Origin of the sequence: Pseudomonas sp. NPDC087346, assembly GCF_044744235.1 — a bacterium.
Classification (GTDB): Bacteria; Pseudomonadota; Gammaproteobacteria; order Pseudomonadales; family Pseudomonadaceae; genus Aquipseudomonas.
In genome coordinates this window covers 60,910-81,835 of record NZ_JBIUXX010000028.1, presented here as the reverse complement: position 1 = coordinate 81,835, position 20,926 = coordinate 60,910, and the positions used below count along the sequence as shown (strand labels likewise).

The 20,926-nt window shown below is 59.7% G+C and carries 18 protein-coding genes; 13 read left to right on the top strand and 5 right to left on the bottom strand.

Annotated features, from left to right (window positions below):
* Positions 1-175: 175 nt before the first annotated feature.
* Together ACIOZM_RS17845 and ACIOZM_RS17840 are read right to left on the bottom strand one after the other, a co-directional pair.
* The gene (locus ACIOZM_RS17845) at positions 176-1,669 is read right to left on the bottom strand and encodes a CoA-acylating methylmalonate-semialdehyde dehydrogenase (RefSeq protein ID WP_401216122.1); all 1,494 of its coding nucleotides are present in this window, start codon (positions 1,667-1,669) and stop codon (positions 176-178) included.
* A gap of 76 nt (positions 1,670-1,745) precedes the next feature.
* Positions 1,746-3,095, bottom strand: coding sequence for an aspartate aminotransferase family protein (locus ACIOZM_RS17840; RefSeq protein ID WP_401216121.1), 1,350 nt, complete (start codon positions 3,093-3,095; stop codon positions 1,746-1,748).
* Positions 3,096-3,233: 138 nt separating this feature from the next.
* On the opposite strand from ACIOZM_RS17840, the gene ACIOZM_RS17835 reads away from it, so the two are divergent.
* The 7 genes from ACIOZM_RS17835 to ACIOZM_RS17805 all read left to right on the top strand — a co-directional run bounded on the left by ACIOZM_RS17835 (position 3,234) and on the right by ACIOZM_RS17805 (position 11,213).
* Positions 3,234-4,154, top strand: coding sequence for a LysR family transcriptional regulator (locus ACIOZM_RS17835; protein ID WP_053116962.1), 921 nt, complete (start codon positions 3,234-3,236; stop codon positions 4,152-4,154).
* A 131-nt stretch (positions 4,155-4,285) separates the two neighbouring features.
* Positions 4,286-5,674: a uracil-xanthine permease family protein gene (locus ACIOZM_RS17830; protein ID WP_401216120.1), complete on the top strand. Its 1,389-nt coding sequence runs from the start codon at positions 4,286-4,288 to the stop codon at positions 5,672-5,674.
* An 88-nt stretch (positions 5,675-5,762) separates the two neighbouring features.
* Complete coding sequence (locus ACIOZM_RS17825; protein ID WP_401216119.1) at positions 5,763-6,413, top strand: TetR/AcrR family transcriptional regulator; 651 nt, start codon at positions 5,763-5,765, stop codon at positions 6,411-6,413.
* A gap of 7 nt (positions 6,414-6,420) precedes the next feature.
* Positions 6,421-7,002 carry an IMPACT family protein gene (locus tag ACIOZM_RS17820; RefSeq protein ID WP_401216118.1) on the top strand — a complete coding sequence of 194 codons (582 nt, stop codon included), beginning with the start codon at positions 6,421-6,423 and terminating at the stop codon, positions 7,000-7,002.
* 605 nt (positions 7,003-7,607) lie between these two features.
* Positions 7,608-9,155, top strand: coding sequence for an ABC transporter ATP-binding protein (locus ACIOZM_RS17815; protein ID WP_401216117.1), 1,548 nt, complete (start codon positions 7,608-7,610; stop codon positions 9,153-9,155).
* 25 nt (positions 9,156-9,180) lie between these two features.
* A complete protein-coding gene (locus ACIOZM_RS17810) occupies positions 9,181-10,287 on the top strand; it encodes an ABC transporter permease (RefSeq protein ID WP_401216116.1) in 1,107 nt (368 codons plus the stop codon).
* Complete coding sequence (locus ACIOZM_RS17805; protein WP_401216115.1) at positions 10,287-11,213, top strand: ABC transporter permease; 927 nt, start codon at positions 10,287-10,289, stop codon at positions 11,211-11,213. Before ACIOZM_RS17810 ends, ACIOZM_RS17805 begins: the two co-directional genes overlap by 1 nt.
* A gap of 165 nt (positions 11,214-11,378) precedes the next feature.
* Here the strand turns inward: ACIOZM_RS17805 and ACIOZM_RS17800 are convergent, their stop codons facing one another.
* Positions 11,379-11,813, bottom strand: coding sequence for a hypothetical protein (locus tag ACIOZM_RS17800; protein ID WP_401216114.1), 435 nt, complete (start codon positions 11,811-11,813; stop codon positions 11,379-11,381).
* A gap of 83 nt (positions 11,814-11,896) precedes the next feature.
* Here ACIOZM_RS17800 and ACIOZM_RS17795 point away from each other — a divergent pair, with 83 nt between their 5' ends.
* The 3 genes from ACIOZM_RS17795 to ACIOZM_RS17785 all read left to right on the top strand — a co-directional run bounded on the left by ACIOZM_RS17795 (position 11,897) and on the right by ACIOZM_RS17785 (position 14,586).
* The gene (locus tag ACIOZM_RS17795) at positions 11,897-12,247 is read left to right on the top strand and encodes a MerR family transcriptional regulator (RefSeq protein ID WP_401216113.1); all 351 of its coding nucleotides are present in this window, start codon (positions 11,897-11,899) and stop codon (positions 12,245-12,247) included.
* A gap of 23 nt (positions 12,248-12,270) precedes the next feature.
* Positions 12,271-12,957 carry an SDR family oxidoreductase gene (locus ACIOZM_RS17790; protein WP_401216112.1) on the top strand — a complete coding sequence of 229 codons (687 nt, stop codon included), beginning with the start codon at positions 12,271-12,273 and terminating at the stop codon, positions 12,955-12,957.
* A gap of 270 nt (positions 12,958-13,227) precedes the next feature.
* A complete protein-coding gene (locus tag ACIOZM_RS17785; RefSeq protein WP_401216111.1) occupies positions 13,228-14,586 on the top strand; it encodes an 8-oxoguanine deaminase in 1,359 nt (452 codons plus the stop codon).
* 124 nt (positions 14,587-14,710) lie between these two features.
* Here ACIOZM_RS17785 and ACIOZM_RS17780 read toward each other — a convergent pair whose 3' ends face one another.
* Positions 14,711-15,802, bottom strand: coding sequence for a calcium:proton antiporter (locus ACIOZM_RS17780; RefSeq protein ID WP_401216110.1), 1,092 nt, complete (start codon positions 15,800-15,802; stop codon positions 14,711-14,713).
* 286 nt (positions 15,803-16,088) lie between these two features.
* On the opposite strand from ACIOZM_RS17780, the gene ACIOZM_RS17775 reads away from it, so the two are divergent.
* The 3 genes from ACIOZM_RS17775 to ACIOZM_RS17765 all read left to right on the top strand — a co-directional run bounded on the left by ACIOZM_RS17775 (position 16,089) and on the right by ACIOZM_RS17765 (position 19,320).
* Complete coding sequence (locus tag ACIOZM_RS17775) at positions 16,089-17,162, top strand: BMP family ABC transporter substrate-binding protein (protein ID WP_401216109.1); 1,074 nt, start codon at positions 16,089-16,091, stop codon at positions 17,160-17,162.
* Between the two features lie 156 nt (positions 17,163-17,318).
* Positions 17,319-18,284 (top strand): 2-oxoglutarate and iron-dependent oxygenase domain-containing protein, encoded by a 966-nt coding sequence (locus ACIOZM_RS17770; protein WP_401216108.1) that lies wholly within the window; start codon positions 17,319-17,321, stop codon positions 18,282-18,284.
* Between the two features lie 82 nt (positions 18,285-18,366).
* A complete protein-coding gene (locus ACIOZM_RS17765; protein ID WP_401216107.1) occupies positions 18,367-19,320 on the top strand; it encodes an adenosine deaminase in 954 nt (317 codons plus the stop codon).
* 117 nt (positions 19,321-19,437) lie between these two features.
* Here the strand turns inward: ACIOZM_RS17765 and ACIOZM_RS17760 are convergent, their stop codons facing one another.
* Entirely contained in the window at positions 19,438-20,820 is a 1,383-nt protein-coding gene (locus ACIOZM_RS17760; RefSeq protein WP_401216106.1) for an MFS transporter, read from the bottom strand.
* Positions 20,821-20,926: the final 106 nt, after the last annotated feature.

Below are 20,926 nucleotides of genomic sequence, written 5' to 3'. Positions count from 1 at the left end.
ATAACTCTTTGTTTACCAAGGAGTTTTCCGTTTCGACTGCGCCGGAAGTGGGGCGAATTATAGAGACTCAGAATCTGCCGTCAACCGTTAATTTCACATTTCTGTCATATCGGTCAAAAAAGCCCAAAAACACGAAGGCCGACCTCAAGAGGTCGGCCTTCTGCCCTTCTATCTATTACAAGCTAGGGAAGGCGAACTGCGAAGCCTCATGGCTCGCACGCTGTGGCCAGCGCTGAGTAATGGCTTTGCGACGGGTGTAGAAGCGCACGCCATCCGGGCCATAAGCATGCAGGTCGCCGAACAGCGAACGCTTCCAGCCACCGAAGCTGTGATAAGCCACTGGCACCGGCAACGGCACGTTGACGCCGACCATGCCGACTTCAATCTCGTCGCAGAACAGACGTGCCGCTTCACCGTCACGGGTAAAGATGCAGGTACCGTTGCCGTATTCGTGATCGTTGATCAGTTGCATGGCTTCTTCCAGGCTGTTGACCCGAACGACGCACAGTACTGGCCCGAAGATCTCTTCTTTATAGATACGCATCTCAGGGGTGACGTTGTCGAACAGGCAGCCACCGAGGAAGAAGCCCTCTTCATGACCGGCCACGCTCAGACCACGACCGTCGACCACCAGGGTCGCGCCCGCTGCCACGCCGTCTTCGACATAGCCGCTGACTTTGTCCCGCGCCTGACCAGTGACCAGTGGCCCCATGTCCAGACCGCAGGTAGTGCCGGCACCGATTTTCAGCGCCTTGATCTGTGGAACCAGTTTGGCCACCAACGCATCCGCCACCTGGTCGCCAACACACACGGCAACCGAGATCGCCATGCAGCGCTCGCCGCAGGAACCGTACGCTGCGCCCATCAATGCGCTGACGGCGTTATCCAGATCCGCATCCGGCATCAACACCGCATGGTTCTTCGCGCCACCGAGTGCCTGCACGCGTTTACCGCGCTTGGTGCCTTCGGCGTAGATGTATTCGGCAATCGGCGTCGAGCCGACAAAGCTCAGCGCTTTGACTTCCGGCGCTTCGATCAGCGCGTCCACCGCAGTTTTGTCACCATGAACCACGTTCATCACGCCTTTCGGCAGACCGGCTTCCAGCAACAGCTGGGCGATCAGCAGCGTCGAACTCGGGTCACGTTCGGATGGTTTGAGGATGAAGCAGTTGCCGCAGACGATCGCCAGTGGATACATCCACAGCGGCACCATGGCCGGGAAGTTGAACGGGGTGATACCGGCGACCACGCCCAGCGGCTGGAAGTCCGACCAGGCATCGATGTTCGGGCCAACGTTGCGGCTGTACTCGCCCTTGAGGATTTCCGGGGCAGCGCAGGCGAACTCGACGTTCTCGATGCCGCGCTTCAATTCACCGGCAGCATCTTCCAGGGTCTTGCCGTGCTCTTCGCTGATCAGTTGCGAGATGCGCGCTTCGTTCTGCTCCAGCAGTTGCTTGAAACGGAACATCACCTGCGCACGTTTGGCCGGCGGCGTGTTGCGCCATGCCGGGAACGCAGCCTTGGCGGCATCGATGGCTTTCTGGATGGTTTCGCGGCTGGCCAATGGCAGCTTGTGGATCGCTTGACCGGTGGACGGGTTGAACACATCAACCGCGCGACCGTTCTCGGTCACCAGTTCGCCATTGATCAAATGCGGGATAACGCTCATCGAAAACTCCTGAATTCTTGTCCACAGGTGCCCCGAGAGGGCACCTGTTATTTGTAGGTATATATAGAAGGAAAAATCAGTCGAGCTTGTTCAGCACTTCGCCGACCGCGTCGAACAGACGATCGAGGTCTTGCGGCTTGCTGTTGAAGGTTGGGCCGAACTGCAGGGTGTCGCCGCCGAAGCGCACGTAGAACCCGGCTTTCCACAAAGCCATACCCGCTTCGAACGGACGCACGATGGCATCGCCGTCACGGCCGGCAATCTGGATGGCGCCGGCCAGACCGTAGTTGCGGATGTCGATGACGTGCCTGGAACCTTTCAGGCCATGCAGGGCATTTTCGAAATACGGCGCGACTTCCGCCACGCTCTGCACCAGGTTTTCCTTTTGCAGCAGGTCGAGTGCCGCCAGGCCAGCGGCGCAAGCCACCGGGTGCGCCGAGTAGGTGTAGCCGTGCGGGAATTCCACGGCGTATTCCGGAGTCGGCTGGTTCATGAAGGTCTGGTAGATCTCGGAGCTGGCAATCACTGCGCCCATCGGGATCGCGCCGTTGGTGATTTGCTTGGCGATACACATCAAATCCGGGGTCACGCCGAAGCTGTCGGCACCGAACATCGAACCGGTACGACCGAAACCGGTGATCACTTCGTCGAACACCAGCAGAATGTTGTGCTGATCACAGATTTCGCGCAGACGCTTCAGATAACCCTGCGGCGGAACCAGCACGCCAGCGGAACCGGCCATCGGTTCAACGAACACAGCGGCGATGTTCGAGGCGTCATGCAGTTCGATCAGTTTCAGCAACTCATCGGCCAGCGCGATACCGCCCTGCTCCGGCATGCCACGGGAGAACGCATTGCTCGCCAGCAAGGTGTGCGGCAGGTGATCGACATCCATCATCGACTGACCGAACAACTTACGGTTGCCGTTGACGCCGCCGAGGCTGGTGCCGGCGATGTTCACACCGTGGTAGCCACGGGCGCGGCCGATCATTTTGGTCTTGGTCGCCTGACCTTTCAGGCGCCAGTAGGCACGGACCATTTTCACCGCGGTATCAGCGCACTCGGAGCCCGAGTCGGTGAAGAACACATGGTTCAGGTTGCCCGGGGTCAGATCGGTGATTTTCTCGGCCAGTTGAAACGACAAAGGATGGCCGTACTGGAAGCCCGGCGAGTAATCGAGAGTGCCCAGTTGTTTCGAGACCGCTTCCTGAATTTCCTTACGCGTATGCCCGGCGCCGCAGGTCCACAGACCGGACAGCGAGTCGTACACCCTGCGGCCTTTGTCGTCGATCAGCCAGCTGCCTTCGGCACCGACGATCAGGCGCGGATCGCGCTGAAAGTTGCGGTTGGCGGTGTAAGGCATCCAGTGCGCATCCAGTTTCAATTGGCTGGCCAGTGGCGACTTAGCGTTTTCAGGCATGTTCATCGGGCAAAACCTCGCAGGGCATAAGCATCAGGGAGATAGAAAGCGTTGTTGCAGCTAAATTGCCACGGCGATAAAGTCGGTGAAATCCAACTCTTCTAACGTTCAGTTGGACACCTGCTAAACATTGAGAATAAAAACATGAGCAGCCGCCGTCCCGATCCGCTGGCCCAGGTCAGTGACTTTGATATCCGCCTGCTGCGGATTTTTCGCAGCGTGGTGGAATGCGGCGGGTTCTCCGCCGCAGAAACCGTGCTCGGCATCGGTCGCTCGGCTATCAGCCAACAGATGAGCGATCTGGAACAGCGCCTTGGCTTACGCCTGTGCCAACGCGGTCGAGCCGGCTTCTCGCTGACTGAAGAGGGTCGCGAGGTATATCAATCGGCGTTGCAGCTATTAAGTGCGCTGGAAAGTTTTCGCACCGAGGTCAACGGCCTGCACCAGCATTTGCGCGGCGAGTTGATCATCGGCCTGACCGATAACCTCGTTACCTTGCCCCACATGCGCATCACCCACGCCTTGGCGCAATTGAAGGAGCGCGGGCCGGACGTGCAGATCCAGATCCGTATGATCGCTCCCAATGAAGTCGAACAAGGCGTGCTCGACGGTCGTCTGCATGTCGGCGTGGTGCCGCAGGCCAGTGCGTTGTCGGGACTGGAATATCAGCCGTTGTACAGCGAGCGTTCGCTGCTTTATTGCGCAGTCGGCCATCCGCTGTTTTATGTCGATGACAAGCAACTCGACGACGAACGCCTGAACAGTCAGGACGCAATCGCGCCGACCTTCCGTTTGCCGGCGGATATTCAGGCGCACTATCAAGCGCTCAACTGCACCGCCAGCGCCTCCGACCGTGAAGGCATGGCATTTCTGATTCTCACCGGGCGCTACATCGGCTACTTGCCGGATCACTACGCCAGCCTTTGGGTGCAGCAGGGGCGTTTGCGTGCGCTCAAGGCGGGGACGCGTTTTTATGATTTGAGTCTGGCATCGGTCACGCGCAAGGGGCGGCGCCCTCATTTGGTGCTGGAAAGCTTTCTCGAAAGTTTGGCGGCGACGCGTTGAAAGCAAGATCAAAAGATCGCAGCCTGCGGCAGCTCCTACATTTGACGGTCGTACACGCTGAAAGCTGAGCAAGTGGACAGGTTTTTGCAGAGAAGGATTAACCCCGATCCTTCAACAAGAAGCCTTCAGCCATGCAGCCAGATTCCGAGCCATCAAGCGAACTGATCTACGGCCTCGACGACCGGCCAAAACCGTTCGCCGCCACCCTCGCCGCCCTGCAGCACGTACTTGCCAGTTTCGTTGGCATCATCACCCCGCCACTGGTGATCGGTTCGGCGCTGGGACTGACCGCGCACCTGCCCTACCTGATCAGCATGGCGCTGATGGTCTCCGGGGTCGGCACGTTTATTCAGGCGCGCCGCCCGTTCGGCATCGGCGCCGGGATGATCTGCCTGCAAGGCACCAGTTTCGCGTTTCTCGGTGCGGTGCTCTCCGCCGGGTTTCTGGTCAAGCAGCGCGGCGGCAGCCCGGAAGACATTCTGGCGATGATCTTCGGCGTGTGCTTTTTCGGCGCCGTGGTGCAGATCGTCCTCAGTCGCTTCATCGACCAGTTGCGGCGAGTGGTCACGCCGCTGGTCACCGGCATCGTCATCACTCTGATCGGCATCAGCCTGATCAAAGTCGGTATCACTGATCTGGGCGGCGGCTTCAATGCGCCGGACTTCGGCGCACCGGGCAATCTGGCGCTGGGCCTGTTGGTGTTGCTGACGATCATTTTGCTTAACCGCTCGAACACGCCGTGGGTGCGGCTCTCGGCGATCATCATTGGGCTGGTGCTCGGCAGTCTGGCGGCGTGGTTCAGCGGCAAACTGATCCCGCAGCCATTGCCAGACTTGCCGCTGATGAGTTTTCCGACACCGTTCAAGTTTGGATTCAGCTTCGACTGGACAGCTTTCCTGCCGGTCGCGCTGATTTATCTGATCAGCACCATCGAAACCGTCGGCGACCTCACCGCCAACTGCATGCTCGCTCGCCAGCCGATCAGCGGCCCTTCTTATATAAGCCGGCTGCGCGGCGGCGTACTGGGTGATGGCGTGAGCTGCATGATCGCCGCCACTTTCAGCGCCTTTCCCAATACCACCTTCGCCCAGAACAACGGCGTTATCCAGTTGACCGGCGTCGCCAGCCGCTACGTCGGTCTGTACATCGGCGCGATTCTGTTCTGTCTCGGCCTGTTTCCAATGATCGGCGCCGTGCTGCAACAGATCCCGAAACCGGTGCTAGGCGGCGCCACGCTGGTGATGTTCGGCAGTGTCGCAGCCGCCGGGGTGCGGATTCTCGCGCAGTCGCCGCTGGATCGCCGCAGCATGCTGATCATCGCCACTTCGCTCGGTGTCGGCCTGGGCATCGCCGCGCAACCGAACCTGCTGCACCTGCTGCCAAAACTGGTGCAGAACTTGTTCGACTCGGCGATCACCAGCGGTGGCCTGACGGCGATCATCCTCTGTCTGTTGCTGCCGGAAGCGAAAACCGCACCCGCCGAAGCCCCTGCACCACTGAACAAGGTCGAACAGGCGTAACGGTTTTCTCGCGACAGGACTTGTCGGATGTCTGTGGGTGCGCTATCAACGCATCTGGTTGCACCCACAGACAAACCCGGAAGTGCCTATGACCTTTGAAGTCCCCGCTCATGGCGGCAAGCCCGTCAGCCGCATTCGTCAGAAGAACGAAGAGACCATCATCAAAGCCGCCGAAGACGAGTTCGCCCGTCACGGGTTCAAAGGCACCAGCATGAACACCATCGCCACCAAGGCCGGGTTGCCCAAGGCGAATCTGCATTACTACTTCACCAACAAGCTCGGTTTGTATGTAGCGGTGCTGAGCAACATCATCGAGTTGTGGGACAGCACCTTCAACACCCTCACCGCCGAGGACGATCCAGCCGAAGCGCTGAGCCGCTACATCCGCGCCAAGATGGAGTTTTCCCGTCGTCAGCCGCAGGCTTCGCGGATCTTCGCGATGGAAGTGATCAGCGGCGGCGAATGCCTGACCGAGTATTTCAATCAGGACTATCGCGCCTGGTTCCAGGGTCGGGCGGCGGTGTTTCAGGCGTGGATCGACGCCGGCAAGATGGACCCGGTTGATCCGGTGCACCTGATTTTCCTGCTGTGGGGCAGCACTCAGCATTACGCTGACTTCGCCACGCAGATCTGCCGGGTCAGCGGCCGTACCAAGCTGACCAAGCAGGATATGGAAGACGCCGGCAACAATCTGATCCGCATCATTCTCAAAGGCTGCGGCCTCACTCCTTCTGTATAAGACTTTTATGCCTTTCACCCTCAGCGGCTTTTGCGAGTTTCGCGAAGAAATCAAAAAAAGCCGCTTCATCACCTACGCCGCGCCGATTGGCAGTCCCGCCGAGGCACAGGCGTTCTTCGAGCAGCACAGCGACTTGAACGCCTCGCACAATTGCTGGGCCTGGAAACTCGGTGATCAATACCGCAGCAACGACGACGGCGAGCCCGGTGGCACAGCCGGGCGGCCGATTCTGGCGGCCATCGAGGCGCAGGATTGCGATCAGGTTGCGGTGCTGGTGATCCGCTGGTACGGCGGCATTCAACTGGGCACTGGCGGTTTGGCCCGGGCCTACGGCGGTGGCGCGAACAAATTGCTGCAAACGGCGGCGAAGATCGAGTTGATCAGCCGTGTGCCGTTGAGTTGTGCTTGTGGGTTTGCTGAATTGGCGCTGGTGAAGTTGCGCGTGGCGGAGCTTGGCGGGTTGGTAGTGGAGGAGAATTTTACGGCCAATGGCGTGGAGTTGCGGTTGGCGGTGGGTGAAGTGCAGATCGAAGTGTTGCAAAAGCAACTGGCGGATTTGAGTCGCGGGCGGATTTTGCTTCAGCGTTAGAAGATCAAAAGATCGCAGCGTGCCGCAGCTCCTACAGGGGAGAGTATTGCAATGTTTGAGCTGCGCAGTGCTGCGATCTTTTGGGGCGGGCCGCGTTTTGCTTATTCCCGGGAGTTGCCCACATCTGCTGTGCACCCGACTGTGGATAACCTGAGCACATACCGCTGTAACCCTTCTGTCACGTGGCTTTGCGCGATTTGTTCATTTTTCGCCCAAATCACATGAACAAAGTTTAATTTTGCGTAAAAACAAATAGTTAGAGCTGTTTAGCACCATTAGAAGATAAGGCCGCAGTGCTTATGCCAAGGTTTTCTGATTGCGCACAAATACTGTGGAGCAACCTGTGGATAACCCGTTCATGGCTCGCGCAGTCGCAGGTTCTGCATAGGCCCGACGAGTTTGTTCGTTTTTTGATCAAATAGGCACGAGCAAAACTGGAGCCTGATCAATACCTTTGCTCTCAATTGGTGCCGCACATCAACAGGTTTTCACTCCAACAGCTCTGCGCAAGGCTCTGAGATACAAGGCCTACAACGGTTCCTGACTCAATGGCCAGGAAATTGCTTTATCCACAGGCACAACTCCAAGCAAGTCGAGCCTGAGTCATGCCCATCCCCGATCCAACCCCGCGCCTGCAACTGCGCCACATCAGCAAACGCTATCCCGGATGCCTGGCCAACGACGCCATCGACCTGAGCATCGCGCCGGGAGAAATTCACGCGCTGCTCGGCGAGAACGGCGCGGGTAAGAGCACGCTGATGAAGATCATCTACGGCGTCACACAGGCCGACGCCGGGGAAATACTCTGGCAGGGACAGCGGGTCAACATCCGCAATCCAGCGCAGGCGCGGCAGTTGGGGATCGGCATGGTGTTCCAGCACTTTTCGCTATTCGAAACCCTCAGCGTGGCGCAGAACATTGCGCTGGCGATGGGCGCGAAAGCCGGCACACCGAAACAGCTTGAGCCGAAGATTCGCGAAGTCTCGCAACGCTACGGCATGGCGCTGGAGCCGGAGCGACTTGTCCACAGCCTGTCGATCGGCGAGCGGCAACGGGTGGAGATCATTCGTTGCCTGATGCAGGACATCCGCCTGCTGATCCTCGATGAACCGACCTCGGTGCTGACGCCGCAAGAGGCCGATGATTTGTTCATTACCCTGCGCCGCCTCGCCAGCGAAGGCTGCAGCATTCTGTTTATCAGCCACAAGCTCGGCGAAGTCCGCGCCTTGTGTCACAGCGCCACGGTTCTGCGCGGCGGGCGGGTCACCGGGCATTGCGTACCGGCGCAATGCAGCGATCAACAACTGGCACAAATGATGGTCGGCGAAACAGCAGCCTTGATCGGTGAGTATCCGAAGGCCAGCGGTGGTGCGCCGTTTCTGCAAGTCAGCGGTTTGAGCTGGCACAACCCGGACCCGTTCGGTTGCTCGCTAAGCGACATCGATTTGCAGGTACGCCGAGGCGAAATCGTCGGCATCGCAGGCGTCGCGGGCAATGGTCAGGATGAGTTGCTGGCACTGCTCAGTGGCGAACAGACCTTGCCGCGCGACAACGCCGCAATCATTCGTTTCGCTGAACAAGCCGTCGCCGATTTGCGCCCGGACGCACGGCGCAAACTGGGCCTGGCTTTCGTTCCCGCTGAACGCCTGGGCCACGGCGCGGTGCCGCAATTGAGCCTGGCGGACAACGCTCTGCTTACAGCTTTCCAACAAGGGCTGGTCAGCAAGGGCCTGATCGAACGCAGCAAAGTCGAAGCCCTCGCCCAGACGATCATCCAGCGCTTCGGGGTGAAAACGCCAGGCACGCAAACCGCTGCCCGCAGTCTGTCGGGCGGCAACTTGCAGAAATTCATTCTCGGTCGGGAAATCCTCCAGCAACCAAAACTGCTGGTGGCCGCGCACCCGACCTGGGGCGTGGACGTCGGCGCCGCAGCGACCATCCACCGTGCACTGATTGCCCTGCGCGATGCCGGCGCAGCGATTCTGGTGATCTCCGAAGACCTCGACGAACTGTTCCAGATCAGCGATCGCCTCGGCGCGCTCTGTGGTGGACGCCTGTCGGCGCTGCAAAACACCAGCGACACCCGCCTGACCGATGTCGGCGGCTGGATGGCCGGCCAGTTCGGCCAGCCTCATTCATCGACCCCGGTCTGACGCCAAGGTTTACGGAGCTATTCCCATGCTGCTTTCCCTCGAACCCCGTGGCCAACAATCGCGCCTGATGCTCTGGTGCTCGCCGTTACTGGCGGCGGCGCTGACGCTCGGCTGCGGCTCGCTGCTGTTTGTCGCCCTCGGTCATGATCCGCTGCAAACCCTGCACACCTTGCTGATCGCGCCGGTCAGCGATTTGTATGGCGTCTCCGAACTGCTGGTCAAAGCCTTGCCGATTCTGCTCTGCGCATTGGGCCTGGCGGTGGCGTATCAAGCGCGAATCTGGAACATCGGCGCGGAAGGCCAGTTACTCCTTGGCGCCTTGGCCGGCAGTGCGTTGGCGGTGAATATCATCGACATGCAAAGTCGTTGGGCACTGGTGCTGATTCTGCTCACCGGCACCCTCGCCGGCGCCGCTTGGGCCGGCCTGACGGCGTGGCTGCGTACGCGCTTCAACGCCAACGAAATCCTCACCAGCATTATGCTCAATTACATCGCGCTGAACCTGCTGTTGTTCTGCGTACACGGGCCGTTGAAGGACCCGGCCGGCTACAACTTTCCCGAGTCGGCGATGTTCGGCGACGCCAGTCGTTTGCCGCTGTTGCTGGAGGATGGCCGTGTGCATGCCGGGGTGTATTTCGCCCTGCTGGCGCTGGTCGCGGTGTGGGTGTTGTTGCAGAAAAGCTTTATCGGATTCCAGATCAAGGTGCTCGGGCTGGACAAGCGTGCGGCGGGGTTTGTCGGCTTTCGCGAGAAACGGCTGATCTGGCTGGCGCTGTTGATCAGCGGTGGATTGGCGGGGCTGGCCGGGGTCTGCGAAGTCACCGGGCCGATTGGCCAACTGGTGCCGCAGGTCTCGCCGGGGTATGGCTATGCGGCGATCACCGTGGCGTTTCTTGGCCGGCTCAATCCGATCGGCATTCTGTTCTCCAGCCTGTTGATGGCGCTGCTGTACATCGGCGGCGAGAGCGCACAAATGACTCTGAATCTGCCGCAAGCGATCACCCAGTTGTTCCAGGGAATGATGCTGTTTTTCCTGCTGGCCTGTGACGTGCTGATTCTCTATCGGCCACGCCTGAATTTGCGCTGGGTGCGCCGCACTCAAGCCACCGCCGCAACCGCTGGAGCGCTGTGATGGATATCGATCTGCTGAGCAATATTTTCTACGCCATGGTGCGTTGCGGCACGCCGCTGCTGCTGGTGGCGCTGGGTGAACTGATCTGCGAGAAGAGTGGCGTGCTCAATCTCGGGCAGGAAGGGATGATGCTGTTTGGCGCGGTGATCGGTTTTATCGTCGCCCTCAACAGCGGCAACCTGTGGCTCGGCGTATTGCTGGCGATGCTGGCGGGGATGCTGCTGTCGTCGCTGTTTGCCGTGGTTGCGCTGGTGTTCAATGCCAATCAGGTGGCGACCGGGTTGGCGCTGACGATTTTTGGCGTGGGCCTGTCGACGTTTGTCGGTGCGGCGTGGGTGGGTAAACCGCTGGCGGGTTTTGAGCCGTTGGCAATTCCGTACCTGAGTGAAATTCCGCTGATCGGGCGGATGCTGTTTGCGCAGGATCTGCTGGTATATCTGTCGTTCGCAGTGTTTGCGCTGGTGGCGTGGGTGATTGTGAAAAGCCGTGTCGGGCTGATCATTCAAGCGGTCGGCGAGAATCCTGATGCAGCCAGTGCGATGGGGTTGCCGGTGCTGACAGTGCGCACCCTCGCGGTGCTGTTTGGCGGGGCGATGGCCGGGCTGGCCGGGGCGTATCTGTCGCTGGCGTACACACCGATGTGGGCGGAAAACATGACTGCCGGACGTGGCTGGATTGCGCTGGCGCTGGTGGTGTTTGCCAGTTGGCGGGTGTGGCGTTTGTTGCTCGGGGCTTATCTGTTTGGGCTCGCCAGCATCCTGCATCTGGTGGCGCAGGGGTTGGGGCTGGCGATTCCGTCGAGTCTGCTGGCGATGCTGCCGTATGTCGCGACGATTGTGGTGCTGGTGCTGTTGTCGCGGGATGCGGTGCGGACGCGGTTGTATGCGCCAGTGTCACTGGGGCAACCGTGGCAGGCAGGGCATTGAGGCAGTGAATTCAATGGCCCCATCGCTGGCAAGCCAGCTCCCACAGTTTTTTGGGGTGAGGCATAGGCCTCATTCCCCCCCCCCCGATCCAAAGTTTTTGGGGGTGGACATAGGCCTCATTCACACCCCCAGATCCAAAGTTTTTGGGGGTGACATAGGCCTCATTCAAACCTCAGATCCCTGTGGGAGCTGGCTTGCCAGCGATGGGGCCCGAACAGGCAACACTTGAGCGATGCCCCACGCGAGTTCAAAGAACAGGAAAATCAGCAGTAACGCACTGGCCCCGTGCAGCAGTGCATAACCCTGCCAGGCCGCAAACAGAAACCGCGCCACCGCGTCATAACGCCCATAAATCAACTGCGGATCACGAATCCGCAGCACCGCCCAGATACACACCACCGAACCCAACAAATTCGCCATCAACATGTGCATCGGCTCGAACGCCGGCAGCTCACCGGGCAGATTCAGTGTCTGACTGATCGCCGTCATAAGCCCATGCAACGCGGCAAAACTCCACGGCGTGGCAAACGCTGCCGTGACGATCAAGTCATACCAGGCACTGCCGCGCACCAGTCGGCGATACTGCGTTGAAGTCCACATCGTCCATGCTCCAGAAATTCAAAGAGCCTGCACGGTAAAGCCTGGAGTATGCTCCAGGGTCAACACCTCTTTTGAGACTCGAAATGCGCATCGGTGAATTAGCCCTGGCCAGCGCCGTCAGCCGCGATACGTTGCGCTTTTATGAGCAACGCGGACTGATCGCCGCACAACGCAGTGCCAACGGCTATCGCGACTATCCGCCGGAGATGGTGCAACTGGTGCTCTACATCAAGACCGCGCAGCGCCTGGGTTTTACCCTCGGCGAAATCGGTAACAGTGTCGCCGCATTATGGAACGCGCCCGACCCGGACAACGCCGTAACGCAATTGCTGCGCGACAAGCTGCAACTGATCGAAACCCGCATGAGTGAACTCGACGTCTTGCGCCACGAGTTGCAACAACGGCTCGGTCAGGCCTGTCCATTAAATCCGTGATCCCTCTTATCAAGGAACCCATCATGTCCAAGGCAAAAAACGCACTGATCATCGGTGCTTCCCGGGGCCTGGGCCTCGGTCTGGTCAAGACGCTGCTGGCGGACGGCTGGCAAGTCACCGCCACCGTGCGCAACCCTTCGAATGCCGAGGCGCTGCAAGCACTGGGCAAGGTGCGCATCGAAAAACTCGACATGGATGATCAACAAGCAGTCATCGCCCTGAGCCAACAGCTCAAAGGTGAAACCTTCGACCTGCTGTTCGTCAACGCTGGGGTCAAAGGGCCTGATGTGCAGACACCGGGCGGCGCGACGCTGGCCGAAGTCGGGCAACTGTTTTTCACCAATGCCGTGGCGCCGATCAATCTGGCCCAGCGTTTTATCGGGCAGATCCGCGATGGCAGCGGCGTGCTGGCGTTCATGAGTTCGGTGCTGGGCAGCGTGACCATGCCGGATGCGCCGGAGCTGGCGCTGTACAAGGCGAGCAAAGCGGCGCTGAACTCGATGACCAACAGTTTCGTCAGCCAGTTGGGCGAACAGAAACTCACGGTGCTGTCGCTGCATCCGGGTTGGGTCAAGACTGACATGGGCGGCGAAGGCGCCGAGATCGATGTCGAGACCAGCACTCGCGGTCTGATCGATCAAGTGAATGCGTATACCGGCAAGGGTGGGCATCACTTCGTCAACTACAAGGGCGAAACCATTCCCTGGTAAACACCACCAATCCCCCTGTAGGAGCTGCGGAACGCTGCGATCTTTTGATCTTCAAAAACAGGATCAAAAGATCGCAGCGTTCCGCAGCTCCTACAGGGATTGTGTGTTGTCGGTCGGACAGGGTCTAGTGCTGTCTGGTCGGGTTGGGCTTGCCCGCCACTGCGTTTTGAATGAAACTTCGCACCTCGCCTCCCCGGCGACCCTGGATCAGCAGACAGGGCAACACTGAGCTGGCAACCCTGAACCCAATTTTCAGAGGAGCCGGCCACAATGCCTGCCATCCGTACCTGGTTAAAAAATCCCCTCGCCATTTTCACGGCCAACGAGCTCGATGCCCGTGGCGGTCTGGTGCTGCAAGACGGTGTGATCGTCGAAGTGCTTGGCGTCGGTCAACAACCTTCCGCGCCCTGCCAGGAAGTGTTCGATGCCCGCGAGCATGTGATTCTGCCGGGCCTGATCAACACCCATCACCACTTCTACCAAACCCTGACCCGCGCCTGGGCACCAGTGGTCAATCAGCCTTTGTTTCCATGGCTGAAAACCCTGTACCCGGTCTGGGCACGCCTGACCCCGGAAAAACTCGCCCTCGCCACCAAAGTCGCGTTGGCCGAACTGCTGCTGTCGGGCTGCACCACTGCCGCCGATCACCACTACCTGTTCCCGGACGGTCTGGAAAACGCCATCGACGTGCAAGTGGATGTCGTCCGTGAACTGGGTATGCGCGCCATGCTCACCCGTGGTTCGATGAGCCTCGGCGAGAAGGACGGCGGCCTGCCGCCGCAGCAAACCGTGCAGGAAGGCCAGGTGATTCTCGACGACAGCCAACGGCTGATTCACGAGTACCACGAGCGTGGCGACGGTGCGCAAATCCAGATCGCACTGGCGCCTTGCTCGCCGTTCTCGGTGACGCCGGAAATCATGTCGGCCAGCGCCGAACTGGCGAACAAACTCGACGTACGCCTGCACACGCACCTCGCCGAAACCCTCGACGAAGAAGACTTCTGCCTGCAGCGTTTTGGCCTGCGCACTGTCGATTATCTGGACAGCGTCGGCTGGCTCGGCCCGCGTACCTGGCTGGCCCACGGCATCCATTTCAACCCGGACGAAATCGCCCGTCTCGGCCAGGCCGGCACCGGCATCTGCCATTGCCCAAGCTCGAACATGCGTTTGGCTTCCGGCATTTGCCCGAGTATCGATCTGACCGATGCCGGCGCGTTGTTTGGTCTGGGCGTTGACGGTTCGGCGTCCAACGATGCCTCGAACATGATCCTCGAAGCACGTCAGGCGCTGTACATTCAGCGTCTGCGTTACGGCGCCGAGAAGATTACCCCGGAGCGCGTGTTGGGCTGGGCGACCAAGGGTTCGGCGAGTCTGTTGGGCCGCACCGACATCGGGCAGTTGGCAGTCGGCAAGCAGGCCGATCTGGCGTTGTTCAAGCTGGATGAGCTGCGCTTCTCGGGTAGCCATGATCCGATTTCGGCACTGCTGCTGTGTGGCGCGGATCGTGCGGACCGGGTGATGATCGGCGGCAAATGGCGAGTGATTGATGGACAGGTTGAAGGGCTGGATCTCAAAGGTCTGATCGCCGATCACAGCCAGGCTGCACGCCAGTTGATTGCCGGTACCTGATCCACCACCGATTAAACCTGTGGGAGCTAGCCCTGCTAGCGATTGCGGTGTGCCAGTAAACAGAAATGTTGCTGATATATCGCATCGCTAGCTGGGCTAGCTCCCACAGTGTTTTGTGGTGGGCCTAAAGGCCCAGCAGGGAGAGCATGATAAACGTCGCAAACAACACGAAATGGGTCATGCCTTCGATGGCATTGGTCTCGCCGTCATTAAGGTTGATCGCACTGACGATCAGCGTGATAAAGATCATCACTGTCTGCACCGGGGTCATCGCCATCTGGAACGGCTGGCCGGTGTAGAGCGCCATCGCCTCCATCACCGGCACGGTCAGGATCACCGTCGACAACGACGCGCCCATGGCAATGTTGACCACCGACTGCATGCGATTGGCCAGCGCTGCGCGTAATGCCGTCAGAATCTCCGGCGCCGCCGAAATGGCCGCCACCAGAATCGCCGTGATCACCGGCGGTGCGCCCGTCCCTTCCAGTCCCAGGTCGAGGGTCTTCGACATCACTTCAGCCAATGCGCCGATCACCACCACGCCAAACACCAGAATGCCAATCGACAGTCCCAGGCTTACAGGTTTTGGTTCCTGTTCGACCGGCTCTTTCTTGCGACGTTTATCCGGATAGCTGTAGCTGAAAAAGTAGCTGTGCGGCCCGACCTGCATGCGTAAAAACAACGTGTAAAGCACCACCATCGCGCCAATGGTGAACGCCGAATAAATCTTCCAGTCCGCCTCGGGAATGAACTCCGGCACCACCATCGATACGCCCATGGCGGTGAGGATCATCACACTGTAACTGCGCGCCGAATCGTCGTTGTAGGACTGCTCGCCGTGCTTGATCCCGCCCATCAGCGCGGCGAGGCCGAGGATACCGTTGATGTCGAGCATCACCGCAGAATAGATCGTATCGCGCACCAGCGTGGGCGAGGCTTCGTTGTTCATCATGATCGCCAGGATCACCACTTCCACCAGCACGGCGGCGAGGGTCAGGATCATCGTGCCGTATGGGTCACCGACTTTTTCCGCAAGAAGTTCGGCCTGATGGGCGACGCGCATCGAGGCGGCGACGATGAAGGCGATCAGCACCAGACCGGAGATCAGCGCAACGACCTGACCGCTGTGGAGCATCCAGTGCTCCAGCGGGTAGGCCACGCACGCGGCGATCACGGCCAGCAGCAGAAAGCTTTCTTGCTTGAGGATGTTGAGCATGGCGAGCCTTTTTGCCGAAGGGAGCGAATGAGCTACTGACTGCGGGACGGCGCTAACGTTTCGTTACACCTTAGCGCACCAGCCGATGGCAATTGATTTCAGCCATGCACTTTTATTGTCCTTCCCGGCCTCATCGCGAGCAGGCTCACTCCCACAAGTGAGCGCATCCCTCTGTAGGAGTGAGCCTGCTCGCGATGGCCTCTATACGGTTTCGAGCCGTTTGTTGTCCTGTTGGTCAGCAATTTGCATTACCCCTGCCCACACACAACAAAATGGAGCTCCACTCATGCGTAAACGTCCGCTGCAAAAACTGCTGTGCGTCGCCATCGGTCTGGGCCTCAGCCTGAGCGCCAGCGCTGCCGATCCGTTGAAAGTCGGCTTCGTCTACATCGGCCCTATCGGCGATCACGGCTGGACGTATCAGCATGAGCAGGGGCGCAAGGCACTGGCCGAGAAACTCGGCGACAAGATCACCACCAACTACGTGGAAAACGTCGCCGAGGGTGCCGACGCCGAGCGGGTGATCCGCAACATGGCCAAGGATAATTACGACCTGATCTTCACCACCTCTTTCGGCTACATGAACCCGACCCTGAAAGTCGCCAAACAATTCCCCAAAGTGACCTTCGAACACGCCACCGGCTACAAGCAGGACAAGAACCTCGGCACCTATCTGGCGCGCACTTACGAGGGCCGCTACGTCGGCGGCTTCCTCGCAGCGAAGATGACCAAGACCAAAAAAATCGGCTACGTCGCCTCGTTCCCGATCCCGGAAGTGATCCGCGACATCAACGCTATCCAACTGGCCTTGAACAAGTACAACCCGGGCACCGAGATCAAAGTGGTGTGGGTCAACTCGTGGTTCGATCCGGGCAAAGAAGCCGACGCCGCCAACGCGCTGATCGATCAGGGCGTAGACGTGGTGTTCCAGCACACCGACAGCCCGGCGCCGATTCAGGCTGCCGAGCGTCGTGGCGTGTACGCGGTGGGTTACGCCTCGGACATGGCGCACTTCGGCCCGAAAGCGGTGCTGACTTCGATCGTCAATGACTGGGCGCCGCACTACATTCAGGCGACCCAAAGCGTGATCGACCACACCTGGAAATCCCAGGATTACTGGGGCGGCCTGAAGGAAGGCACGGTTGAACTGCCGATCAGCGATCTGGTGCCGGCGCCGGTGAAAGCCGAGGCCGAGCAGATCATTGCCGACATCAAGAGCGGTGCATTCCAGCCGTTCACCGGGCCGATCAAGGATCAGTCCGGCGCCGAGAAAATCCCGGCGGGCGTGAGCGCAACCACGGCAGAACTGGCGTCGATGAACTATTACGTTGAAGGCATGAAGGCCGAGATGCCGAAATAACCCTGCGCCACAACACCGTACCTGTGGGAGCTGGCTTGCCAGCGATGAGGCCATCACATTCAACATTATTGTTGCCTGTCAGACCGCTATCGCTGGCAAGCCAGCTCCCACAGAGTTCACCAGTGTTTTCCAGTCTGTTTTCTTCAGGACAAAGGTATGAATAGCCTTCCGATCATCGACATCGCCCCGCTCTACAGCGACGACCAAAACGCCTGGCCCGCCGTGGCTGCACAAATCGATCTCGCTTGCCGCGAATGGGGGTTTTTCTACATCAAGGGTCACCCGATCAGCACCGAGCGCATAGCCGCCCTGCTCGACCACACCCAACGCTTCTTCGCCCTGCCTGCTGCCGAAAAACTCAAGATCGACATCACCCAGACCCGCCATCACCGTGGCTACGGCGCCATCGCCACCGAGCAACTCGACCCAAGCAAACCCAGCGACCTCAAGGAAACCTTCGACATGGGCCTGCACCTGCCGGCCGAGCATCCTGACGTCCTCGCGGAAAAACCGTTGCGCGGACCAAACCGGCATCCGTCGCAAGCGGGTTGGGAAGCGTTGATGGAGCAGCATTACCTCGACATGCAAGCGCTGGCGCAAACCCTGTTGCGGGCCATGACCATTGCACTGGATATTGAGCGCGATTTTTTCGACAGCCGCTTCAACGACCCCGTCAGCGTACTGCGCATGATCCACTATCCACCGCGCCACACCGCCAGTTCCGCCGAGCAGCAAGGTGCCGGCGCACATACCGATTACGGCTGCATCACCCTGCTCTATCAGGACAGTGCCGGTGGCCTGCAAGTGAAGAACGTCAAAGGCCAGTGGATCGACGCGCCGCCGATTGACGGCACGTTTGTGGTCAACCTCGGCGACATGATGGCGCGCTGGAGCAACGACCGTTATCGCTCGACCCCGCACCGGGTGATCAGCCCGCTCGGCGTGGATCGCTACTCGATGCCGTTTTTCGCCGAACCGCACCCGGACACCCGCATCGAATGCCTGCCCGGATGTCAGGACGCACAGCATCCAGCGAAATATCCGACCACCACTTGCGCCGAATTCCTGCTATCGCGCTTCGCCGATACCTACGCCTATCGCCGGGAGCAGGAAGCCGTGTGATCAACCGGTTGGTCAGGTTTTGCCAATTGTTTCAGCGCGCATCTGTAGAATGGCCGCCATTGCACCTGATGAGAATTCAACAATGTACGATTGGCTCAACGCCCTGCCCAAGGCCGAACTGCACCTGCACCTCGAAGGCTCGCTGGAGCCGGAGTTGCTGTTCGCCCTGGCCGAACGCAACAAGATCGCCCTGCCGTGGAACGATGTCGAAACCCTGCGCAAGGCCTACGCCTTCAACAATCTGCAGGAATTCCTCGACCTGTATTACCAGGGCGCCGATGTACTGCGCACCTCGCAGGATTTCTACGACCTGACCTGGGCGTACCTGCTGCGTTGCAAGGCGCAGAATGTGATTCACACCGAGCCGTTCTTCGACCCGCAGACCCACACCGACCGTGGTATCCCGTTCGAAGTGGTGCTCAACGGCATCGCCGCTGCGCTGAAGGATGGCGAGCAGCAACTGGGCATCACCAGCGGTTTGATCCTGAGCTTCCTGCGCCATTTGAGCGAAGACGAAGCACAGAAAACCCTCGATCAGGCGCTGCCGTTCCGCGATGCGTTCGTGGCTGTCGGCCTGGACAGCTCCGAGATGGGTCATCCGCCGAGCAAGTTCCAGCGCGTATTCGACCGCGCTCGCCACGAAGGCTTCCTGACCGTTGCCCACGCTGGTGAAGAAGGTCCGCCGGAATACATCTGGGAAGCCATCGACCTGCTGAAAATCCAGCGTATCGACCATGGCGTACGCGCTATCGAAGACGAACGCCTGATGCAGCGGATCATCGACGAGCAAATCCCGCTGACCGTGTGCCCGCTGTCGAACACCAAACTCTGCGTGTTCGATCACATGTCGCAGCACAACATCCTCGACATGCTTGAGCGTGGAGTGAAGGTCACGGTGAACTCGGATGACCCGGCGTACTTCGGTGGTTACGTCACCGAGAACTTCCACGCGCTGTATACCGATCTGGGCATGACTCAGGATCAGGCCAAGCGTCTGGCACAGAACAGCCTGGATGCACGCCTGGTAAAACCGTAACAATCACCACAAAACCCTGTAGGAGTGAGCCTGCTCGCGATTGCGGTCTGTCAAATACAAAGCTACTGACTGACACACCGCAATCGCGAGCAGGCTCACTCCTACATTGGGTCGGTGTTAACCAATAGTTTCGGTTTCAGTCAGCTCTTCCAGCGTCTTGCCCCGCGTCTCCATCCCGAACAGCCACACCACCCCCGCCGCAATCGCAAAACACAACGCCCCCAAGGCGAACACCCCGCCCTGCCCGGTGATCGGGAACACCAGCCCCGTGACCAGCGGCCCCAGCAACGACCCCACCCGGCCAATCGCCGAGGCGAAACCCGAGCCGGTCGCGCGCGCTGAAGTCGGATACAACTCCGGCGTGTAGGTGTAGAGCACCGCCCACATGCCGAACAGGAAAAACTGCATCAGCAGACCCGTGCTGATCAGCAACGCAACGTTACCGCCGAACACCGCGCTTTGCCCGTAGAGAAACGCCATCACCCCACCGCCTAGCAGCGTAACGATGCACACCGGTTTGCGCCCCCAGCGCTCCACCAGCCAAGCCGCCATCAGAAAACCGGGAATCCCGCCAAGGGATATCAGCACCGTGTAATACACCGACTGCGTCACGGCGAAACCCGACTGTTGCAGCAAGGCACTGAGCCACGAGGTCAGGCCATAAAACCCGAGCAAGGCAAAGAACCACAGGCTCCAGAGCATCGTCGTGCGCTGACGGTATTGCGGCGACCAGATCTGCTTGAGCGCCGAGAAGAAATTACCCGGTGGCGTCACGGCGCGCGGCAAGCGAATCGGCTCCGGCAATTGCGCCACACCAAGTGAGGCGCGCACGCGATGTTCAATCCCGTTCAACACCTTGTCCGCTGACTCGTGCCGGCCGGCCTGCTCCAGCCAGCGCGGCGATTCAGGAATGAAAAAACGGATCGCCAACACGAACACCGCCGGCACTGCCAACACCAGAAAGATGTCGCGCCAGCCAATCAGCGGCAACAAGAAGTACGACAGCACGCCCGCCGCGACAAAACCGAGCGGCCAGAAGCCGTCCATCAACGCGATGTAGCGCCCACGGCGCTTGGCCGGAATCAGCTCAGAGAGCATCGACTGCGCAATCGGAAATTCCATGCCCATGCCGATCCCCAGCAAGACGCGGAACAGCGTCAGCGTCTCGACCGTCTGCGCCGTAGAGCACAGGTAACTGGCCACGCCCCACAGCACGATGCTCCACTGGAACACCGGTTTACGCCCGAAACGGTCGGCGAGCATGCCGGACAGCGAAGCGCCGAGCACCATGCCGAAAAAACTCGAACTGGCCAGCAGCCCCGCCTGGGCACTGCTCAGGCCGAACTCGGTTTTGATCGAGCCGAGCAGGAACGTCATCATCGCCAGATCCATGGAGTCGAAGAAAAACGCCAAGGCAATGATGATGAAAATGACTCGGTGATATCCACTGAGCGGTAGCCGTTCCAGCCGCTCGGCCGCGCTGAAGCCTGGTGTCTGCATGCCAAATCCCCCAATCCGGTAAGTCCCTGATCGAGTGTGCGCGATAACGGCATGGCGCTTTTTCTGGATGCGACCTGCTCGCACCCACAGACGACGCCGGCTTCGC

Coding starts and splice junctions, on each gene's coding strand:
- ACIOZM_RS17780 (WP_401216110.1), bottom strand. CDS start 15,802: ATGCTCAACATCCTCAAGCAAGAAAGCTTTCTGCTGCTGGCCGTGATC.
- ACIOZM_RS17765 (WP_401216107.1), top strand. CDS start 18,367: ATGTACGATTGGCTCAACGCCCTGCCCAAGGCCGAACTGCACCTGCAC.
- ACIOZM_RS17815 (WP_401216117.1), top strand. CDS start 7,608: ATGCCCATCCCCGATCCAACCCCGCGCCTGCAACTGCGCCACATCAGC.
- ACIOZM_RS17795 (WP_401216113.1), top strand. CDS start 11,897: ATGCGCATCGGTGAATTAGCCCTGGCCAGCGCCGTCAGCCGCGATACG.
- ACIOZM_RS17775 (WP_401216109.1), top strand. CDS start 16,089: ATGCGTAAACGTCCGCTGCAAAAACTGCTGTGCGTCGCCATCGGTCTG.
- ACIOZM_RS17830 (WP_401216120.1), top strand. CDS start 4,286: ATGCAGCCAGATTCCGAGCCATCAAGCGAACTGATCTACGGCCTCGAC.
- ACIOZM_RS17770 (WP_401216108.1), top strand. CDS start 17,319: ATGAATAGCCTTCCGATCATCGACATCGCCCCGCTCTACAGCGACGAC.
- ACIOZM_RS17800 (WP_401216114.1), bottom strand. CDS start 11,813: ATGTGGACTTCAACGCAGTATCGCCGACTGGTGCGCGGCAGTGCCTGG.
- ACIOZM_RS17790 (WP_401216112.1), top strand. CDS start 12,271: ATGTCCAAGGCAAAAAACGCACTGATCATCGGTGCTTCCCGGGGCCTG.
- ACIOZM_RS17810 (WP_401216116.1), top strand. CDS start 9,181: ATGCTGCTTTCCCTCGAACCCCGTGGCCAACAATCGCGCCTGATGCTC.
- ACIOZM_RS17805 (WP_401216115.1), top strand. CDS start 10,287: ATGGATATCGATCTGCTGAGCAATATTTTCTACGCCATGGTGCGTTGC.
- ACIOZM_RS17825 (WP_401216119.1), top strand. CDS start 5,763: ATGACCTTTGAAGTCCCCGCTCATGGCGGCAAGCCCGTCAGCCGCATT.
- ACIOZM_RS17840 (WP_401216121.1), bottom strand. CDS start 3,095: ATGAACATGCCTGAAAACGCTAAGTCGCCACTGGCCAGCCAATTGAAA.
- ACIOZM_RS17820 (WP_401216118.1), top strand. CDS start 6,421: ATGCCTTTCACCCTCAGCGGCTTTTGCGAGTTTCGCGAAGAAATCAAA.
- ACIOZM_RS17835 (WP_053116962.1), top strand. CDS start 3,234: ATGAGCAGCCGCCGTCCCGATCCGCTGGCCCAGGTCAGTGACTTTGAT.
- ACIOZM_RS17845 (WP_401216122.1), bottom strand. CDS start 1,669: ATGAGCGTTATCCCGCATTTGATCAATGGCGAACTGGTGACCGAGAAC.
- ACIOZM_RS17785 (WP_401216111.1), top strand. CDS start 13,228: ATGCCTGCCATCCGTACCTGGTTAAAAAATCCCCTCGCCATTTTCACG.
- ACIOZM_RS17760 (WP_401216106.1), bottom strand. CDS start 20,820: ATGCAGACACCAGGCTTCAGCGCGGCCGAGCGGCTGGAACGGCTACCG.